Origin of the sequence: Allobosea sp. OK403 (genome assembly GCF_900113835.1) — a bacterium.
GTDB lineage: Bacteria > Pseudomonadota > Alphaproteobacteria > Rhizobiales > Beijerinckiaceae > Allobosea.
Genome location: NZ_FOQV01000002.1, coordinates 168864 through 184935, shown reverse-complemented (window position 1 = coordinate 184935; position 16072 = coordinate 168864). Strand labels below are relative to the sequence as shown.

Sequence of the window (16072 nt, the reverse complement as noted above, 5' to 3'; positions counted from 1 at the left end):
CCCGCACGCCCCATGTCCCGTCAGTTCATCTACCATATGCGCGGCCTGTCGAAGACCTATCCGGGCGGCAAGCAGATCCTCAAGGACATCCATCTCTCCTTCTACCCCGATGCCAAGATCGGCGTGCTCGGCGTCAACGGCGCGGGTAAGTCGACCCTGCTCAAGATCATGGCGGGCTTCGACAAGGAGTGGACCGGCGAGGCCTGGGTCGCCGAGGGCGCGCGCGTCGGCTACCTGCCGCAGGAGCCGAAGCTCGACGAGACGCTGAACGTCCGCGACAACGTCATGCTCGGCGTGGCGCCGCAAAAGGCGATCATGGATCGCTACAACGATCTCGCGATGAACTATTCCGACGAGACAGCCGACGAGATGACCAAGCTGCAGGACGAGATCGAGGCCAAGGGCCTGTGGGATCTCGACTCCAAGGTCGACCAGGCGATGGACGCTTTGCGCTGCCCGCCCGACGACTGGGAAGTCTCGAAGCTCTCGGGCGGCGAGCGCCGCCGCGTCGCGCTGTGCAAGCTTTTGCTGGAGCAGCCGGAGCTGCTGCTGCTCGACGAACCGACCAACCATCTCGACGCCGAGACCACCGCCTGGCTGGAAGGCCATTTGCGGACCTATCCGGGCGCGATTCTGATCGTGACCCATGATCGCTACTTCCTCGACAACGTCACCAGCTGGATTCTCGAGCTCGATCGCGGCCAGGGCATCCCCTATGAGGGCAACTACTCAGCCTGGTCGGTGCAGAAGCAGAAGCGCCTCGCCCAGGAAGGCCGCGAGGACGTCGCCAGGCAGAAGACGCTGGAGCGCGAGCAGGAATGGGTTCTGGCCTCGCCCAAGGCGCGCCAGGCCAAGAGCAAGGCGCGTATCCAGCGCTATGACGAGCTGGTGCAGAAGGCCAACAACAAGGGGCCGGACACCGCGCAGATCATCATCCCGATCGCCGAGCGGCTCGGCAACAACGTCGTCGATTTCGACAATCTGTCGAAGGGGTTCCAGGACAAGCTCCTGATCGACGGCCTGTCCTTCAAGCTGCCGCCGGGCGGCATCGTCGGCGTGATCGGCCCCAACGGCGCCGGCAAGACCACGCTATTCCGGATGATCACTGGCCAGGACAAGCCCGATTCCGGCACGATCACCATCGGCGAGAGCGTCACGCTCGGCTATGTCGACCAGAGCCGCGACTCGCTCGACGACAAGAAGAACGTCTGGGAGGAGATCTCGGGCGGCAACGACATCCTTTATCTTGGCAAGCGCGAGATCAATTCACGCGCCTATTGCTCGACCTTCAACTTCAAGGGCGGCGACCAGCAGAAGAAGGTCGGCTCGCTCTCGGGCGGCGAGCGCAACCGCGTCCACCTCGCCAAGATGCTGAAGGCGGGCTCCAATGTCCTGCTGCTCGACGAGCCGACCAACGATCTCGACGTCGATACGCTGCGGGCGCTGGAGGAGGCGCTGGAGGACTACGCCGGCTGCGCCGTGATCATCAGCCATGATCGCTGGTTCCTCGACCGCATCGCGACCCATATCCTCGCCTTCGAGGGCGACAGCCATGTTGAATGGTTCGAGGGCAATTTCGCCGATTACGAGGAAGACAAGAAGCGTCGTCTGGGCATTGATTCCACCATCCCGAAGCGCATCCAGTACAAGAAATTCTCGCGCTGACGAGGCGGGTTCGACTTTCAGGGCCAGCGTTCCCGGACCGGGGGCGCTGGCCCTTTCTTATGCGCCGGGACTTGTCTCATGCTTCTGGACCTGCCGCATGCTTCGGACTTGCTCTGCGCGTCGGACGGCTGCCTCCGACGCGAGTCTTGGCGCGTAGGCGATATGTCAAAAGACACGGACATGGGGTGATCAGGCCTCTATAGGCCGAAGTTTGACGTCTCTGCAGTGAATGGAACGACGACCCGTGCACGACCTCGCCGATGAAGGCCCAGCTCCGGAGCGGCAGGAGGTCGATGCGAGGTTCATGCGCAGCCTGCTGGCTGCATCGGATGACTGCATCAAGGTTCTGACCCTCGACGGCAGGCTCAGCTTCATGAGCGAGGGTGGCCGGCGCGTGATGGAGGTCAGCGACTTCAATGCGGTCAAGGACTGCCCCTGGCCGGACTTCTGGCAGGGCGCCGGCAATGCCGATGCGAAGGCGGCGATCGAGGCGGCCAGAGCGGGACGAAGTTCGCGTTTCCAGGGCGCTGCGAATACCGCGCTGGGAAATCCACGCTGGTGGGATGTGCAGGTTTCGCCCATTCTGGGGCCGGACGGGCGTCCCGAAAGCATTCTGTCGGTTTCCCGCGACATTACGGAACTCAAGCGTGCCGAGGAGCGTCAGCGGCTGCTCGCGCTGGAGCTCAAGCACCGCATCAAGAATACCATCGCCATGATCCAGGCGATCGCGAACCAGACGCTGAGGAGCGGCGCGGAACTGGCCGATGCCAAGGCTGCGCTGATGGATCGGCTGAAGAACATGGCCGATGCCCAGGATCTGCTGACGCAGTCGGTCTGGTCGAGGGCTCGCATGCATGAGCTCGTCGCCGGAGCCGTGATGCCTCAGGGCGAGGCGGACCGGATCGTCTGTGATGGTCCCGATGTCGAATTGTCCTCGAAATGCACGCTGGCGATGTCGCTGGCGCTGCACGAGTTGACGACCAATGCGATGAAATACGGCGCGCTGTCGGGAGAGGTTGGCCGGGTCGGCGTGGCCTGGACGATCGACCGCGCGGCGAGCCCGCCGCAGTTCCGGTTCGAGTGGCGGGAGACGGGCGGGCCGGTCGTCACCCCGCCATCCCAGGTCGGGTTCGGCTCGCGCATGATCGAGCGGGCGCTGGCAGGTTATTTTGCCGGTACGGCCGGAGTGGAATACCCGCCGTCCGGTGTCGTCTTCACGCTGGTGGCGCCGCTCGAGGCTCTGACGGCGGATTGAACGGGGCTTCAGCCCTTGCCGCCCACCAGAATCCGCCCATCGACATCGCGCACATCCCTCAGGCCGCACAGCGCCATGGTGATGTCGAGCTCCTTGCGGATGATGTCGAGGCAGCGGGTGACGCCCTCTTCGCCCATGGCGCCGAGCCCATAGAGGAAGGCGCGGCCGATGAAGGTGCCGTGGGCGCCGAGCGCCAGCGCCTTGATCACGTCCTGGCCGGAGCGGATGCCGCCGTCGAACAGGATCTCCATGCGTCCGCCGACCTGCTCGACGATCGCCGGCAGCGCCGCGATCGAGGACAGCGCGCCGTCGAGCTGGCGGCCGCCATGGTTGGAGACGATCAGCGCGTCGGCGCCGCTCTTGGCCGCCATCTCGGCGTCCTCGGGATCGAGAATGCCCTTGAGGATCAGCTTGCCGCCCCAGAGATCCTTGATCCATTTGACGTCGTCCCAGCTCAGGGCCGGGTCGAACTGCTCGGCGGTCCAGGAGGACAGCGAGGAGAGATCGCCGACGCCCTTGGCATGGCCAACGATGTTGCCGAAGGAGCGGCGCGGTGTGTCGAGCATGCCCAGGCACCAGCGCGGCTTGGTGACGAGGTTGATCAGATTGGCGATGGTGGGCTTGGGCGGTGCGCTGAGGCCGTTGCGGATGTCCTTGTGACGCTGACCGAGGATCTGCAGGTCGAGCGTCAGCACCAGCGCTGTGACGCCGGCACCTTTGGCGCGCTGGATCAGCCGGGCGATGAAGTCGCGGTCCTTCATCACATAGAGCTGGAACCAGAACGGCTTGCCGACATGGTTGGCGATGTCCTCAAGCGAGCAGATGCTCATGGTCGAGAGCGTGAAGGGCACGCCGGCCTTGCTGGCGGCGCGCGCGGCGAGGATTTCGCCATCGGCGTGCTGCATGCCGGTGAGGCCGGTGGGGGCGAGCGCGACCGGCATGGCGACGGGTTGGCCGACCATGGTCGAAGTCAGCGTTCGGTTGGTCATGTCGACGGCGACGCGCTGGCGCAGCTTGATGCCGGCGAAATCGGTCTCGTTGGCGCGGTAGGTGCCCTCGGTCCAGGCGCCGGAATCGGCGTAGTCGTAGAACATGCGCGGCACCCGGCGCTTGGCCAGGATACGCAGATCCTCGATGGTCAGGGGCTGGGCCATGCTCGTCGCCTCCACGCGTGTGTTTGACGGCTCGGTCGCATGGAAACCTACAGGTGGCAACCGCTCCTTACGACACCCCCATATACCGCCCGGGCTTGTGGTTGATCGCGAGGATGAGATTGAGCACCGCCGCGCCGGCAAGCGAGACCAGCACCTTGTCGAGCGGCAGCAGGAAGAGCGCCCCCGTGAGGATCACCACATCGACGCCGAGCTGGAACCAGCCGGCGCGGACGCCGTGATGCTCCTGCAGATAGAGCGCCAGGATGTTGATGCCGCCAAGCCCGGTGCGATGGCGGAAGAGCGCGAGCAGGCCGAGCCCCATGAAGCTGCCGCCCGCGATTGCGGCATAGAGCGGGTCGACGGCCTCGATCCGGAGCCAGCCCGGCGTCGCCCAGGTGAAGACAGAGACAAGCCCGACCGCAATGAAGGTGCGCGCCGCGAAGCGCCAGCCCATGCGCCGGATCGCCAGCCAGTAGAAGGGCAGGTTGAGGGCGAAGAACAGGATGCCGAAATTGACGCCGGTGGCAGCCTGGATCAGCAAGGCGAGCCCGGCCGCGCCGCTCGTGACCAGCACGGCCTTGGTGTAGAGCACGATGCCGATGCTCACCATCAACGTGCCGAGCAGCATCGCCAGCACGTCTTCATAGAAGCGGTGGCGTTCGCCCGTCTCCAAGGCGGTAGCAGCTTGCGTCATCGCGTCATCCCGGTTCGCGCGCCTGCGGCAGGGCTCGCCCTGCGGCGATGCAACGGTTGAGCCATGCGGAGCGATCCTGTAGGGCCGGACCATCCTTTCCGCCAGTGAGCGAGACCTGTTCCATGATCCTGCGGCTCGTCGCTGCGTTCCTGCTCTGCCTTTTCGCACCCCAGGCCTTCGTCGATGATGCCTTCGCCGATGACACCGTTGCCTGGAAGACCGGGCGCGAGGCCGCCGCGATCGAACGGCGCATCGACGCGCTGCTGGCGAAGATGACGCTGGAGGAGAAGGTCGGTCAGCTCCATCTCTCGGGGCGAGGCGACGGCTTCGACATCAACCAGATCAAGGCCGGCCGCATGGGCGGGGTGATGAACTTCGTCGTGCCCAGCGAGGTGCTCGCCGTCCAGCACGCCGCGCGCGAATCGCGCCTGAAGATCCCGGTGATCATCGGGCTCGACGCGGTCCACGGCTTCTCCACCTATTTCCCGCTGCCGCTCGGCCAGGCCTCGACCTGGAATCCCGGGCTGATCGAGGAGGCGGCCTATTGGACCGGCCGCGAGGCGCGCGCCGCGGGCATCCAGTGGACCTTTGCGCCGATGGTCGACATCTCGCGCGACCCGCGTTGGGGCCGGGTGCTGGAAGGGGCGGGGGAGGACCCGTATCTCGCCTCGGTCGTGGCGGCAGCGCGCACCCACGGCTATCAGCGCGGCGGCGTTGCGACCACGGTGAAGCATTTCGTCGGCTATGGCGCGGCAGAGGCCGGCCGCGACTATAATTCGACCTGGATCCCGACCAGCCAGCTGCACGATCTCTACCTGCCCCCGTTCAAGGCCTCGTTCGAGGCCGGCTCAATGACGGCGATGGCGGCATTCAACGCGCTGAACGGCATGCCGGCGACCGCCCATCGCGGCATGCTGACCGATCTGCTGCGCGGAAAATGGGGCTTCAAGGGTTTCGTCACCTCGGATTTCGGCTCGATCACCGAACTCAGGCTGCACGGTATCGCCAAGGACGATGCCGAGGCCGCGCGCAAGGCGCTGCTCGCCGGCATCGACATGGACATGATGGGCGACGTTTACCTCAAGCATCTCGGCAATGAGGTGACGGCCGGCCGCGTGCCGATGAAGGCGCTGGACGAGGCCGTGCGTCGGGTGCTGCGGGTGAAATTCCATCTCGGCCTGTTCGAGCGCGCCGATATCGACCCGGCCGCGGCGCCGGCGTCGATGCAGACGCAGGCCGCCCGCGACGTGGCGCTGAAGGCGGCCCAGGAAGGCGTGATCCTGCTGAAGAACGCCAATGAGACGCTGCCGATCGCTGCGGGCGTCAAATCGGTCGCGGTCATCGGTACGATGGCGCGCCCTGAGGATGAGCGGGTCTGGACCGATCCGGCGGGCCTTGGCCGACGCGTCATCCAGGCGCTGCCTGAGGCGCTGAAGGAGCGGCTGCCGGCGGATACGAACGTGGTCTACGAGCCCGCCTTCACCAAGGCCTGCGGCACGGAGTTTGCCGACAAGGACGCGGCGCTGCGCGCGGCTGCCGCGAGCGACGTGATCGTCGCAATGCTGGGCGAGGATTGCGAGTTCATGGGCGAGGGCGCCTCGCGCGTCAATCTCGGCCTGCCTGGAGTGCAGCAGGAATTGCTGGAGGCGCTGGTCGCCACCGGCAAGCCGGTCGTGCTGGTGCTGGCGACTGCGCGGCCTTTGGTGCTGAGCTGGGCAGAGGCGCATGTCGCGGCGATCATCCAGACCTTCCATGGCGGCACGGAGGGGCGGACGGCCATCGCCGATGTTCTGACCGGCAAGGTCAATCCGTCAGGGCGCGTGCCGATGAGCTTTCCGCGCTCAGTCGGGCAGATCCCGGTTTATTACGACCAGTTGCCGACAGGCCGGCCCGAGAAGGTCCGTCAGCGCTATGAATCCATCTTCATGGACGAGAAGAACGAGGCGCTCTACCCGTTCGGCTACGGCCTGTCCTATTCCCGCTTCACCTACGCCAATCCACGTGTCGACAAGGCGAGCGTGCCGATGAACGGGACGGTCGAGGTCTCGGTCGATGTCGGCAATGCCGGCTCCCGCGACGGGCAGGAGGTGGTGCAGCTTTATATCCGCCAGCCGGTCGCCAGCCGCTCGCGACCGCTGCGCGAATTGAAGGCATTCGAGAAGGTCGCGTTGCGCGCCGGGGAGACGCGGACGGTGCGCTTCAGGCTGGATGTGGCGCGGCTCGGCGTCCATGATGACGACGGGCGCTATGTCCTCGACCCCGGAACCTTCGAAATTTATCTCGGCGGCTCGTCGCGGGCGTCGGAAACGGTCAGCTTCATTCTGACCAAGTCTTGATCGGATCGCCTCGCGCGCTGCATTCCGTTTGGTCTCGACAAGGATGAATTTTCGGTCAATCCTTCAAAGGCGCGGCCTTCGGACGCTTGCATCCGTCGGCTGGCAAGATGCTTGGCTCCAAAGGATGCGGCGATGGCGACCGGAACCGTAAAATGGTTCAATACTGAGAAGGGCTTTGGTTTCATTCAACCTGCTGACGGCGGCAAGGACGTGTTCGTCCATATAACTGCCGTAAAGGAAGCAGGCCTGATGACCCTGACGGAAGGGCAGAAAGTCTCGTTCGAGCTCAAGACCGAGCGCGGCAAGACGGCGGCGGGATCGCTCCAGCTGATCTGACCCCTTCGAGCTTGGACTATGTCTGGAGATCGCATCCTGGCTGCTGCGATAACGAATGCCTTTGTGCAGGGGATCGCAGGCGGCTGAGCGCGATTCGGACTTTTCCGCGGGCTAGCGCGCGAAACGCTTGGCTCCCACGACGCAGAGCGCCACGGCCGCCGAGACGGCGACCATTTGCCAGCTGACCGCCTCGTTCAACAGCATGGACGCCAGCAGCAATCCGAAGAAGGGCTGCAGCAATTGCAGCTGCCCGACGGCGGCGATACCGCCCTGGGCGAGGCCGCGATACCAGAAGACGAAGCCGATCAGCATGCTGAACAGCGAGACATAGCCGAGCCCGAACCAGGCCGGCCCGCCTGTCCGCGCGAGTGACGTCGGCATGGTGCCGAAAGTGAGCGCCACCATGATCGGCAGGGCCAGGACCAGCGCCCAGGAGATAACCTGCCAGCCGCCGAGCCTGCGCGACAGCGCCGCGCCTTCGGCATAGCCGAGGCCGCAGATGATGATGGCGGCGAGCATCAGCAGATCGCCCAGCGGCGAGGCGTCGAAGCCGTGGGTCATGGCAAAACCGGCGACGAGGGCGCTGCCCAGGCAGGAGAACAGCCAGAAGGCCAGACGCGGACGCTCGCCGCCGCGCAGCACGCCGAAGATCGCCGTCGCCAGCGGCAACAAACCGATGAAGACGATGGAATGGGCGGAAGTGACATGCTTCAGCGCCAGCGCCGTCAGGAGCGGGAAGCCGACGACGACGCTGAGCGCGACCACGGCGAGCGAGATGAGATCTCGTCGTTCCGGCCGCTTCTGCCGGAAGGCGAGCAGGAGCCCGAGCGCGAGGATGCCTGCGATGGCGGCCCGCGCCGTGGTCAGGAAGACGGGGTCGAAATCGGCCACCGCCACCCGCGTCGCCGGCAGCGAGCCACTGAAGATCAGCACGCCGATCAGGCCGTTGATCCAGCCGCTCATGGTCTTGTCCATCATCATCGCTCCGGTTTCGACCTGCATCGGGGCGCGGGCGGTGATTTTCCAGAGACAGTTCAATACAGTTGATGCAAACTGTGCTGCTTGCGGGAGCAATACGGATGCATGATCAGGCTCTGCTGAAAGGCGAGGACGGCACGCTGGTCGAGCGCGTCATGGCGGTCGTCAACCAGCGGATTGCAGGGCGGACGCTTGCGTCAGGGGCCAAGCTGCCTTCGCTGCGCAGCTTCGCCGAGACGATGGGCGTCTCGAAATCGACCGTGGTGGAGGCCTATGATCGGCTCGCCGCCGAAGGCGTGATCCAGGCGCGTCGCGGCTCCGGCTTCTATGTCGCGGGACATGCTCCACCGTTCTCGGTCGCCGATCTGGGCCCCAGGCTCGAGCGCGCGGTCGATCCGTTCTGGGTCTCGCGGCAATCGCTCGATGCCGGTGACGGTGTACTCAAGCCGGGCTGCGGCTGGCTGCCGGCAGACTGGTTGCCTGAGGAGGGGATGCGCCGGGCGCTGCGGGCACTGTCGCGCGCACCGGCCGAAACGCTGGCGGATTACGGCACCCCGCTCGGGCTCGCGCCGTTGCGGCAGGTGTTGTCGCGGCGCATGGCGCTTCATAGCGTCGATGCCGCGCCCGACCAGATTCTGTTGACGGAATCCGGCACGCAGGCTCTCGACCTGGTCTGCCGCTTCCTGGTCGAGCCAGGTGATGCGGTGCTCGTGGACGATCCCTGCTATTTCAACTTTCATGCCCTGCTGCGCGCGCACCGCGTCCGCATCGTCAGCGTGCCCTATACGCCGAACGGCCCCGATACGGCCCTGTTCGAGCAAGTCTTGGCGGCGGAGCGGCCACGCCTCTACATCACCAATTCCGCGCTCCACAATCCGACCGGCGCGAGCCTGTCGCCGGTCGTCGCGCATCGCGTTCTCAAGCTTGCCGAGCAGTTCGGCCTGACCATCGTCGAGGACGATATCTTCGCCGATTTCGAGCTGGAACCGGCCCCGCGCCTGGCTGCCTTCGACGGGCTCGATCGCGTCGTTCAGATCGGCAGTTTCTCCAAGTCGCTCTCGGCCTCGGTGCGCTGCGGCTATATCGCCGCCAGGCGGGACTGGATCGAGGGGCTGATCGACCTCAAGATCGCAGCCTCCTTCGGCACGGGCCGCCTCGCGGCCGAGCTCGTCCTGAGCGTCCTCAGGGATGGCAGCTACCGCAAATACATGGACGGGCTGCGTGCGCGTCTCGCACGCGCCATGAGTGAGAGCGCCGCACGGCTCAAGGCCATCGGCATCATGCCCTGGATCGAGCCACGCGGTGGCATGTTCCTGTGGTGCGCGCTGCCCGAGGGGCTGGATGCGGCCATGATCGCGCGGCAGCTGCTGGCGGAGGACATCGTCCTGGCGCCGGGCAATGTCTACAGCCTGTCGCAATCGGCGAGCCGGTTCCTGCGTTTCAACGTCGCGCAATCCAGCGATCCGCGTCTGTTCAGTGCGCTCAATCGGGCTATGGCGGCCGCCGCACGGCGCGGGGCTCCGAGACAGATTGAGCTTGCGTGATCTCTGCGATTGACATAAAGATATCTTTATATCTTTCTTGGCCTCATCGCGGAGTTCGAGCGCTTGCGCCAGCCGACCATGGTCTCGTCCGATGTTCTGCTCGCCGGCCTTCGCGCAGCCGGTGAAGAGACGCGGCTGCGTATCCTGGCGCTGCTCTCCGAAGGCGAATTGTCGGTGTCGGATCTGACCGACATTCTCGGTCAGTCGCAGCCGCGCATTTCGCGCCATCTCAAATTACTGACCGAGGCCGGGCTCGTGCGGCGTTCGCGCGAGGGGGCCTGGGCCTTCTTCCGGCTCGACGAGACCGGGGCGGGCGGCGCCTTCGCCGCTTCGCTGGCGGCCTGGCTCGATCCGCGCGATCCGGTGCTCGCGGCCGATCGCGAGCGGCTGTCGGCGGTGCGCATGTCGCGCTCCGAGGCGGCGCAGGGCTATTTCGCCAGCGTGGCGCGCGACTGGGACCGGCTGCGCTCGCTGCATGTGCCCGACGAGACGGTCGAAGCCGCCGTGGAAGCCGCTGCTCGCGAGGGCGCGCGCGGAGCCTTTCTCGATCTCGGCACCGGCACGGGACGCATGCTGGAGCGGATCGCGCCGACTTTCGGTCGGGCCGTCGGCGTCGACGCCAATCATGCCATGCTCGCGGTCGCGCGCGCCAATCTCGAAAAGGCCGGGCTGTCGCGCGTGGAATTGCGCCAGGGCGACATCTACGCGCTGCCTTTCACGCGCGGCTCCTTCGATCTCGTCGTGATCCATCAGGTTCTGCATTTTCTCGACGACCCCGGCCGCGCCGTGCGCGAGGCGGCGGCGATGCTCAGCCCCGGCGGGCGCTTGATCGTGGTGGATTTCGCACCTCATGAGATGGAGTTCCTGCGCGCGGAGCACGCGCATCGCCGGCTTGGCTTCTCAAAAGCCCAGATTTCCGGCTGGTTCTCGGAGGTCGGGCTCACTTGCGATCTCGCCGAGGAGATCAAATCGGCGGGCGGGGTCTCCGGCCAGCTCACCGTCATGCTCTGGCGCGGGCAGGACCGGCGCAAGCCGGCCGAGCAGAGCTTGCGTCAAACCAATCTCGAGGTTGCCTGATGAATGCGTTTCGCCCCAGCCGGCACGGCTCACGCCGCCCAAAAGTCTCCTTCGAGTTCTTCCCGCCCAAGACGGCGGAGATGGAGACCGCGCTGTGGGAAAGCGTGCGCCGGCTCGAGCCGCTGGTGCCGAGCTTCGTCTCGGTGACTTATGGCGCTGGCGGCTCGACGCGCGAGCGCACCCACGCCACCGTCAAGCGCATGGTCGAGGAGACGGCGCTGAAGCCGGCCGCTCACCTGACTTGCGTGTCGGCGACGTGCGACGAGGTCGATGACGTCATCCGCTCCTATTGGGAGGCGGGGGTGCGCCATATCGTGGCGCTGCGCGGCGACCCGGCGGGCGGTTTGGGGACGGCTTATGAGCCGCATCCGCAGGGCTATCACCAGACTTCGGATCTTGTCGCCGGCATCCGCCGCGTCGGCGATTTCGAGGTCACCGTTTCGGCCTATCCGGAAAAGCACCCGGAAGCCGCCTCGCTCGATGCCGATATCGAGGCGCTGAAGAAAAAGGTCGATGCCGGGGCGACGCGCGCCATCACCCAGTTCTTCTTCGATAACGATGTCTATTTCCGCTATCTCGACAAGGTCCGGGCGCGGGGCATCGATATTCCGATCCTGCCCGGCATCGTGCCGGTGCAGAATTTCAAGCAGACCGCGAACTTCGCCCGCAAGACCGGCGCGAGCGTGCCGCAATGGCTCGCCGACCGCTTCGAGGGGCTGGAGGAGGACGCCGCGACGCGTCGTCTGGTGGCGGCTGCCGTCTGCGCCGAGCAGGTGCTCGATCTGATCGATCGCGGCGTTTCGGACCTGCATTTCTACACGATGAACAAGGCCGATCTGGTCTATGCGATCTGCCATCTGGTTGGCCTGAAGCCCGAGAAGACGGCGGCGCAGGCTGTCGCGGCGGAGTGATTTCGTCATTGCGAGCGAAGCGAAGCAATCCAGATTCATAGAGCTCTGCGAACCCTGGATTGCTTTGTCGTTTCACTCCTCGCAATGACGGTGAGGGCGCGCTGTCGGCGCCATAAAACTTGAGACGAAAGCGTGACGATGTCCGAGTTCAAGCCTACTCCTGTCGATGGCGCCGAGATCGAGCGCGCGCTGCGCCAGTCCGCCTCCGAGCGCATCCTCGTGCTCGACGGCGCGATGGGCACGCAGATCCAGAACCTGAAGCTCTCGGAGGCCGAGTTCCGGGCCGAGCGCTTCAAGGGCTGGAACCATGACCTCAAGGGCAATAACGACCTCCTGGTGCTGACCCAGCCCGAGGCAATCCGCGACATCCACCTGGCTTACTTCACGGCCGGCGCGGACATCGTCGAGACCAACACCTTCTCCTCGACCCAGATCGCCCAGGCCGATTACGGCATGGAGGCGCTGGCCTATGAATTGAACGTCGCCTCGGCGCGGCTCGCCCGGGAGGCTGCCGCGATCGCCCAAAAGGCCGATGGCCGCCGCCGCTATGTCGCCGGCGCGATCGGCCCGACCAATCGCACGCTCTCGATTTCGCCCGACGTCAATAATCCCGGCTTCCGCGCCGTGACCTTCGACCAGGTCCGCGATTCTTACGCCGAGCAGGTGCGCGGGCTGATCGATGGCGGCTCGGAGCTGATCCTGGTCGAGACCATCTTCGATACGCTCAACGCCAAGGCGGCGATCGTGGCGATCGAGGATGTCTATCGCGAGAAAGGCCTGCGCTTGCCGGTGATGATTTCCGGCACGATCACGGACCTCTCCGGCCGCACCCTGTCGGGGCAGACGACCGAGGCCTTCTGGAACGCGATCCGGCATTCCAACCCGATGACTGTCGGCCTCAACTGCGCGCTCGGCGCGCGCGAGATGCGGGCGCATATCAAGGATCTGTCGCGCGTCGCCGACACGCTGATCTGCGCCTATCCCAATGCCGGGCTTCCGAATGAATTCGGGCTCTATGACGAGCGGCCGGAGGCGACGGCTGCAATGCTTGCGGAATTCGCCGATGCCGGGCTCGTCAATATCGTCGGCGGCTGCTGCGGCACGACACCTGACCATATCCGCGCCATCGCGGAAGCCGTCGCCGGCAAGGCGCCGCGCGTCGTGCCGGAGGTCAAGCGCTATCTGAGGCTGGCGGGGCTGGAGCCCTTCACGCTCGACGAGACCATACCCTTCGTCAATGTCGGCGAACGTACCAACGTCACCGGCTCGGCCCGCTTCCGCAAGCTGGTCAAGGAGGGTGATTTCGCCGCCGCGCTCGATGTGGCGCGCGACCAGGTCGCCAATGGCGCACAGGTCATCGACATCAACATGGATGAGGGCCTGCTCGATTCTCAGGCCGCGATGACCGAGTTCTGCAATCTGATCGCCTCGGAACCGGACATCAGCCGTGTCCCGATCATGGTCGACTCCTCGAAGTTCCATGTCATCGAGGCAGGGCTGAAGACGATCCAGGGCAAGCCGATCGTCAATTCGATCTCGATGAAGGAGGGCGAAGAAGCCTTCCTCGAACATGCCCGCATCTGCCGCAATTACGGTGCGGCCGTCGTCGTCATGGCCTTCGACGAGAAGGGCCAGGCCGACACTTATGAGCGCAAGATCGAGATCTGCACCCGCGCCTACAAGCTGCTGACCGAGGAGGCCGGCTTCCAGCCCGAGGACATCATCTTCGACCCGAACATCTTCGCGATCGCGACGGGCATCGAGGAGCATGACAATTACGGCGTCGATTTCATCGAGGCCACCAAGACGATCCGCGAGACCCTGCCGCACGCCCATATCTCGGGCGGCGTCTCGAACCTCTCCTTCTCCTTCCGCGGCAATGAGAAGGTCCGCGAGGCGATGCATTCGGTGTTCCTCTACCATTGCATCAAGGCCGGCATGGATATGGGCATCGTCAATGCGGGCCAGCTCGGCTCCTATGACGATCTCGATCCGGAACTGCGCGAGCTCTGCGAGGACGTCGTCCTCAACCGCCGCAAGGATTCGACCGAGCGGCTGCTCGATGCCGCGCCGCGCTTCAAGGGCGACGGTTCCGTCGCTGTCTCGGCCAAGGATCTGGTCTGGCGCGACAACCCGGTCGAGAAGCGCCTCGAATATGCGCTGGTCAACGGCATCACCGCCTTCATCGATACCGATGTCGAGGAGGCCCGCGCCAAGGCCGACAAGCCGCTGCATGTCATCGAAGGCCCGCTGATGGCCGGCATGAACGTGGTCGGAGACCTGTTCGGCGCGGGCAAGATGTTCCTGCCGCAGGTGGTGAAGTCCGCTCGCGTGATGAAGCAGGCCGTCGCCTATCTGATGCCCTATATGGAGGAAGAGAAGCGCCTGAACGGCGGTACCGAGCGCTCCGCCGCCGGCAAGGTGCTGATGGCGACGGTCAAGGGCGATGTCCACGACATCGGCAAGAACATCGTCGGCGTCGTGCTCCAGTGCAACAATTACGAGGTCATCGATCTCGGAGTGATGGTGCCGACGCAGAAGATTCTGGACACCGCCCGCCGGGAGAAGGTCGACATCATCGGATTGTCAGGCCTGATCACCCCCTCGCTCGACGAGATGGTGACGGTCGCCTCCGAGATGGAGCGCGAGGGTTTTGACATTCCCCTGCTGATCGGCGGGGCGACGACCAGCCGCGTCCATACGGCGGTGAAGATCCACCCGGCCTATAGCCAGGGCCAGACGGTCTATGTCACCGACGCCTCGCGCGCCGTCGGCGTCGTCTCCAGCCTGCTCTCGCAGGACCAGAAGCCGGCCTATGTCGAGGGCGTCCAGGCCGAATATGCCAAGGTCGCGGCGGCGCATCGCCGCTCCGAGGCCGACAAGCAGCGCCTGCCGCTGGTCAAGGCACGCGCCAACGCCTTCAAGCCGGACTGGACGAGCTATATGCCGCCCAAACCCAGCTTCCTCGGGACGCGCGTCTTCCGCACCTATGACGTCGCCGATCTCGTGCCGGTCATCGACTGGACGCCGTTCTTCCAGACCTGGGAGATGAAGGGGCGCTTCCCCGCGATCCTCCAGGACGAGAAGCAGGGCGAGGCGGCGCGCGCGCTCTGGGAGGATGCGCAGGCGATGCTCAAGCGCATCGTCGAGGAGCGCTGGTTCAACCCCAAGGCCGTCATCGGCTTCTGGCCGGCCAATGCGGTGGGCGACGACATCCGCCTCTATACCGGTGAGAGCCGGCAGGAGACGCTTGCGAGCTTCCACGGCCTGCGCCAGCAGCTCTCCAAGCGCGACGGCAAGCCGAATATGTGCCTGTCGGACTTCGTCGCGCCGGAAGGGATCGAACGGCCCGATTATATCGGCGCCTTCGTCGTGACCACAGGCGCGGAGGAAGAGCGCATCTCCGAGAAATTCGCGCGCGACAACGACGATTACCGCTCGATCATGGTCAAGGCGCTGGCCGACCGCATCGCCGAGGCCATGGCCGAGCGCATGCACCAGAAGGTCCGCACCGAGTTCTGGGGCTATGCGCCCGACGAGAACCTGGCCAATGAGGATCTGATCCGCGAGGAGTATCGCGGTATCCGGCCGGCGCCTGGCTATCCCGCCCAGCCCGACCATACCGAGAAGGAAACCCTGTTCGAGCTGCTGCAGGCGGAGCGGCGCGTCGGCGTGAAGTTGACCGAGAGCTTTGCGATGTGGCCGGGCTCTTCGGTCTCGGGGCTCTATCTGTCGCACCCGGACGCTTATTATTTCGGCGTCGCCAAGGTCGAGCGCGATCAGGTCGAGGATTATGCCGCCCGCAAGGGCATGCCGATCCACGAGGTCGAGCGCTGGCTCGCGCCTATCCTCAACTACGAGCCTTCGGCCTATCGGTTGGAAGCGGCCGAGTGAGGCCGTCTGCCGGGACGGCTGGCGCGGCACGGGCCGCAGGCTCGATGAGCAGAGCGTGTTCGTGGTGATGCCGGGCTGAGGGCTGGAGCAGTTTCCGATCCAGTTGGATCGTTCAACAGCTCCTGCCCCTTGTTTTAACGCGTTTTCTTCACGCGAACCGGCGTCCACTTCGCTTGAAAACGCTGTATCGGCGGGCGATCGTCATTGCCGCAGCGCCAGACCGCGCCT

General features: G+C 65.3%; 11 protein-coding genes. 8 read left to right on the top strand and 3 right to left on the bottom strand.

The features are described from left to right. Nucleotides 1-12 precede the first annotated feature (12 nt). Together ettA and BMZ97_RS06685 are read left to right on the top strand one after the other, a co-directional pair. Nucleotides 13-1665: an energy-dependent translational throttle protein EttA gene (gene ettA, locus BMZ97_RS06690; RefSeq protein ID WP_092166956.1), complete on the top strand. Its 1653-nt coding sequence runs from the start codon at nt 13-15 to the stop codon at nt 1663-1665. 244 nt (nt 1666-1909) lie between these two features. Continuing rightward, nucleotides 1910-2920 carry a sensor histidine kinase gene (locus tag BMZ97_RS06685; RefSeq protein WP_175525456.1) on the top strand — a complete coding sequence of 337 codons (1011 nt, stop codon included), beginning with the start codon at nt 1910-1912 and terminating at the stop codon, nt 2918-2920. Between the two features lie 8 nt (nt 2921-2928). On the opposite strand, the gene BMZ97_RS06680 is transcribed toward BMZ97_RS06685, so the two are convergent. Beyond that, nucleotides 2929-4074, bottom strand: a complete 1146-nt coding sequence (locus BMZ97_RS06680) for an alpha-hydroxy acid oxidase (RefSeq protein WP_092166952.1) — start codon at nt 4072-4074, stop codon at nt 2929-2931. A 67-nt stretch (nt 4075-4141) separates the two neighbouring features. Continuing rightward, nucleotides 4142-4768: a YitT family protein gene (locus BMZ97_RS06675; RefSeq protein WP_092166950.1), complete on the bottom strand. Its 627-nt coding sequence runs from the start codon at nt 4766-4768 to the stop codon at nt 4142-4144. Nucleotides 4769-4890: 122 nt separating this feature from the next. Here BMZ97_RS06675 and BMZ97_RS06670 point away from each other — a divergent pair, with 122 nt between their 5' ends. Together BMZ97_RS06670 and BMZ97_RS06665 are read left to right on the top strand one after the other, a co-directional pair. Further along, a complete protein-coding gene (locus tag BMZ97_RS06670) occupies nt 4891-7104 on the top strand; it encodes a glycoside hydrolase family 3 N-terminal domain-containing protein (RefSeq protein WP_175525455.1) in 2214 nt (737 codons plus the stop codon). A 132-nt stretch (nt 7105-7236) separates the two neighbouring features. Further along, nucleotides 7237-7440 carry a cold-shock protein gene (locus BMZ97_RS06665; protein WP_069692535.1) on the top strand — a complete coding sequence of 68 codons (204 nt, stop codon included), beginning with the start codon at nt 7237-7239 and terminating at the stop codon, nt 7438-7440. Between the two features lie 111 nt (nt 7441-7551). Here BMZ97_RS06665 and BMZ97_RS06660 read toward each other — a convergent pair whose 3' ends face one another. Further along, a complete protein-coding gene (locus tag BMZ97_RS06660) occupies nt 7552-8415 on the bottom strand; it encodes a DMT family transporter (RefSeq protein WP_092168659.1) in 864 nt (287 codons plus the stop codon). Between the two features lie 104 nt (nt 8416-8519). Between BMZ97_RS06660 and BMZ97_RS06655 the strand changes: the two genes are divergently transcribed. The 4 genes from BMZ97_RS06655 to metH all read left to right on the top strand — a co-directional run bounded on the left by BMZ97_RS06655 (nt 8520) and on the right by metH (nt 15844). Further along, nucleotides 8520-9962, top strand: coding sequence for an aminotransferase-like domain-containing protein (locus BMZ97_RS06655; protein ID WP_175525454.1), 1443 nt, complete (start codon nt 8520-8522; stop codon nt 9960-9962). A 78-nt stretch (nt 9963-10040) separates the two neighbouring features. Continuing rightward, nucleotides 10041-11039: an ArsR/SmtB family transcription factor gene (locus tag BMZ97_RS06650; RefSeq protein WP_092166946.1), complete on the top strand. Its 999-nt coding sequence runs from the start codon at nt 10041-10043 to the stop codon at nt 11037-11039. Next, the gene (metF, locus tag BMZ97_RS06645) at nt 11039-11950 is read left to right on the top strand and encodes a methylenetetrahydrofolate reductase [NAD(P)H] (RefSeq protein ID WP_092166944.1); all 912 of its coding nucleotides are present in this window, start codon (nt 11039-11041) and stop codon (nt 11948-11950) included. Before BMZ97_RS06650 ends, metF begins: the two co-directional genes overlap by 1 nt. 138 nt (nt 11951-12088) lie before the next feature. Then, nucleotides 12089-15844 (top strand): methionine synthase, encoded by a 3756-nt coding sequence (metH, locus tag BMZ97_RS06640; protein ID WP_092166942.1) that lies wholly within the window; start codon nt 12089-12091, stop codon nt 15842-15844. Nucleotides 15845-16072: the final 228 nt, after the last annotated feature.

Bases quoted from the DNA above. Each gene is read 5' to 3' on its own strand.
- metH (WP_092166942.1), top strand. From the start codon at position 12,089: ATGTCCGAGTTCAAGCCTACTCCTGTCGATGGCGCCGAGATCGAGCGC.
- BMZ97_RS06665 (WP_069692535.1), top strand. From the start codon at position 7,237: ATGGCGACCGGAACCGTAAAATGGTTCAATACTGAGAAGGGCTTTGGT.
- BMZ97_RS06655 (WP_175525454.1), top strand. From the start codon at position 8,520: ATGCATGATCAGGCTCTGCTGAAAGGCGAGGACGGCACGCTGGTCGAG.
- metF (WP_092166944.1), top strand. From the start codon at position 11,039: ATGAATGCGTTTCGCCCCAGCCGGCACGGCTCACGCCGCCCAAAAGTC.
- BMZ97_RS06650 (WP_092166946.1), top strand. From the start codon at position 10,041: ATGGTCTCGTCCGATGTTCTGCTCGCCGGCCTTCGCGCAGCCGGTGAA.
- BMZ97_RS06680 (WP_092166952.1), bottom strand. From the start codon at position 4,074: ATGGCCCAGCCCCTGACCATCGAGGATCTGCGTATCCTGGCCAAGCGC.
- BMZ97_RS06660 (WP_092168659.1), bottom strand. From the start codon at position 8,415: ATGGACAAGACCATGAGCGGCTGGATCAACGGCCTGATCGGCGTGCTG.
- ettA (WP_092166956.1), top strand. From the start codon at position 13: ATGTCCCGTCAGTTCATCTACCATATGCGCGGCCTGTCGAAGACCTAT.
- BMZ97_RS06675 (WP_092166950.1), bottom strand. From the start codon at position 4,768: ATGACGCAAGCTGCTACCGCCTTGGAGACGGGCGAACGCCACCGCTTC.
- BMZ97_RS06670 (WP_175525455.1), top strand. From the start codon at position 4,891: ATGATCCTGCGGCTCGTCGCTGCGTTCCTGCTCTGCCTTTTCGCACCC.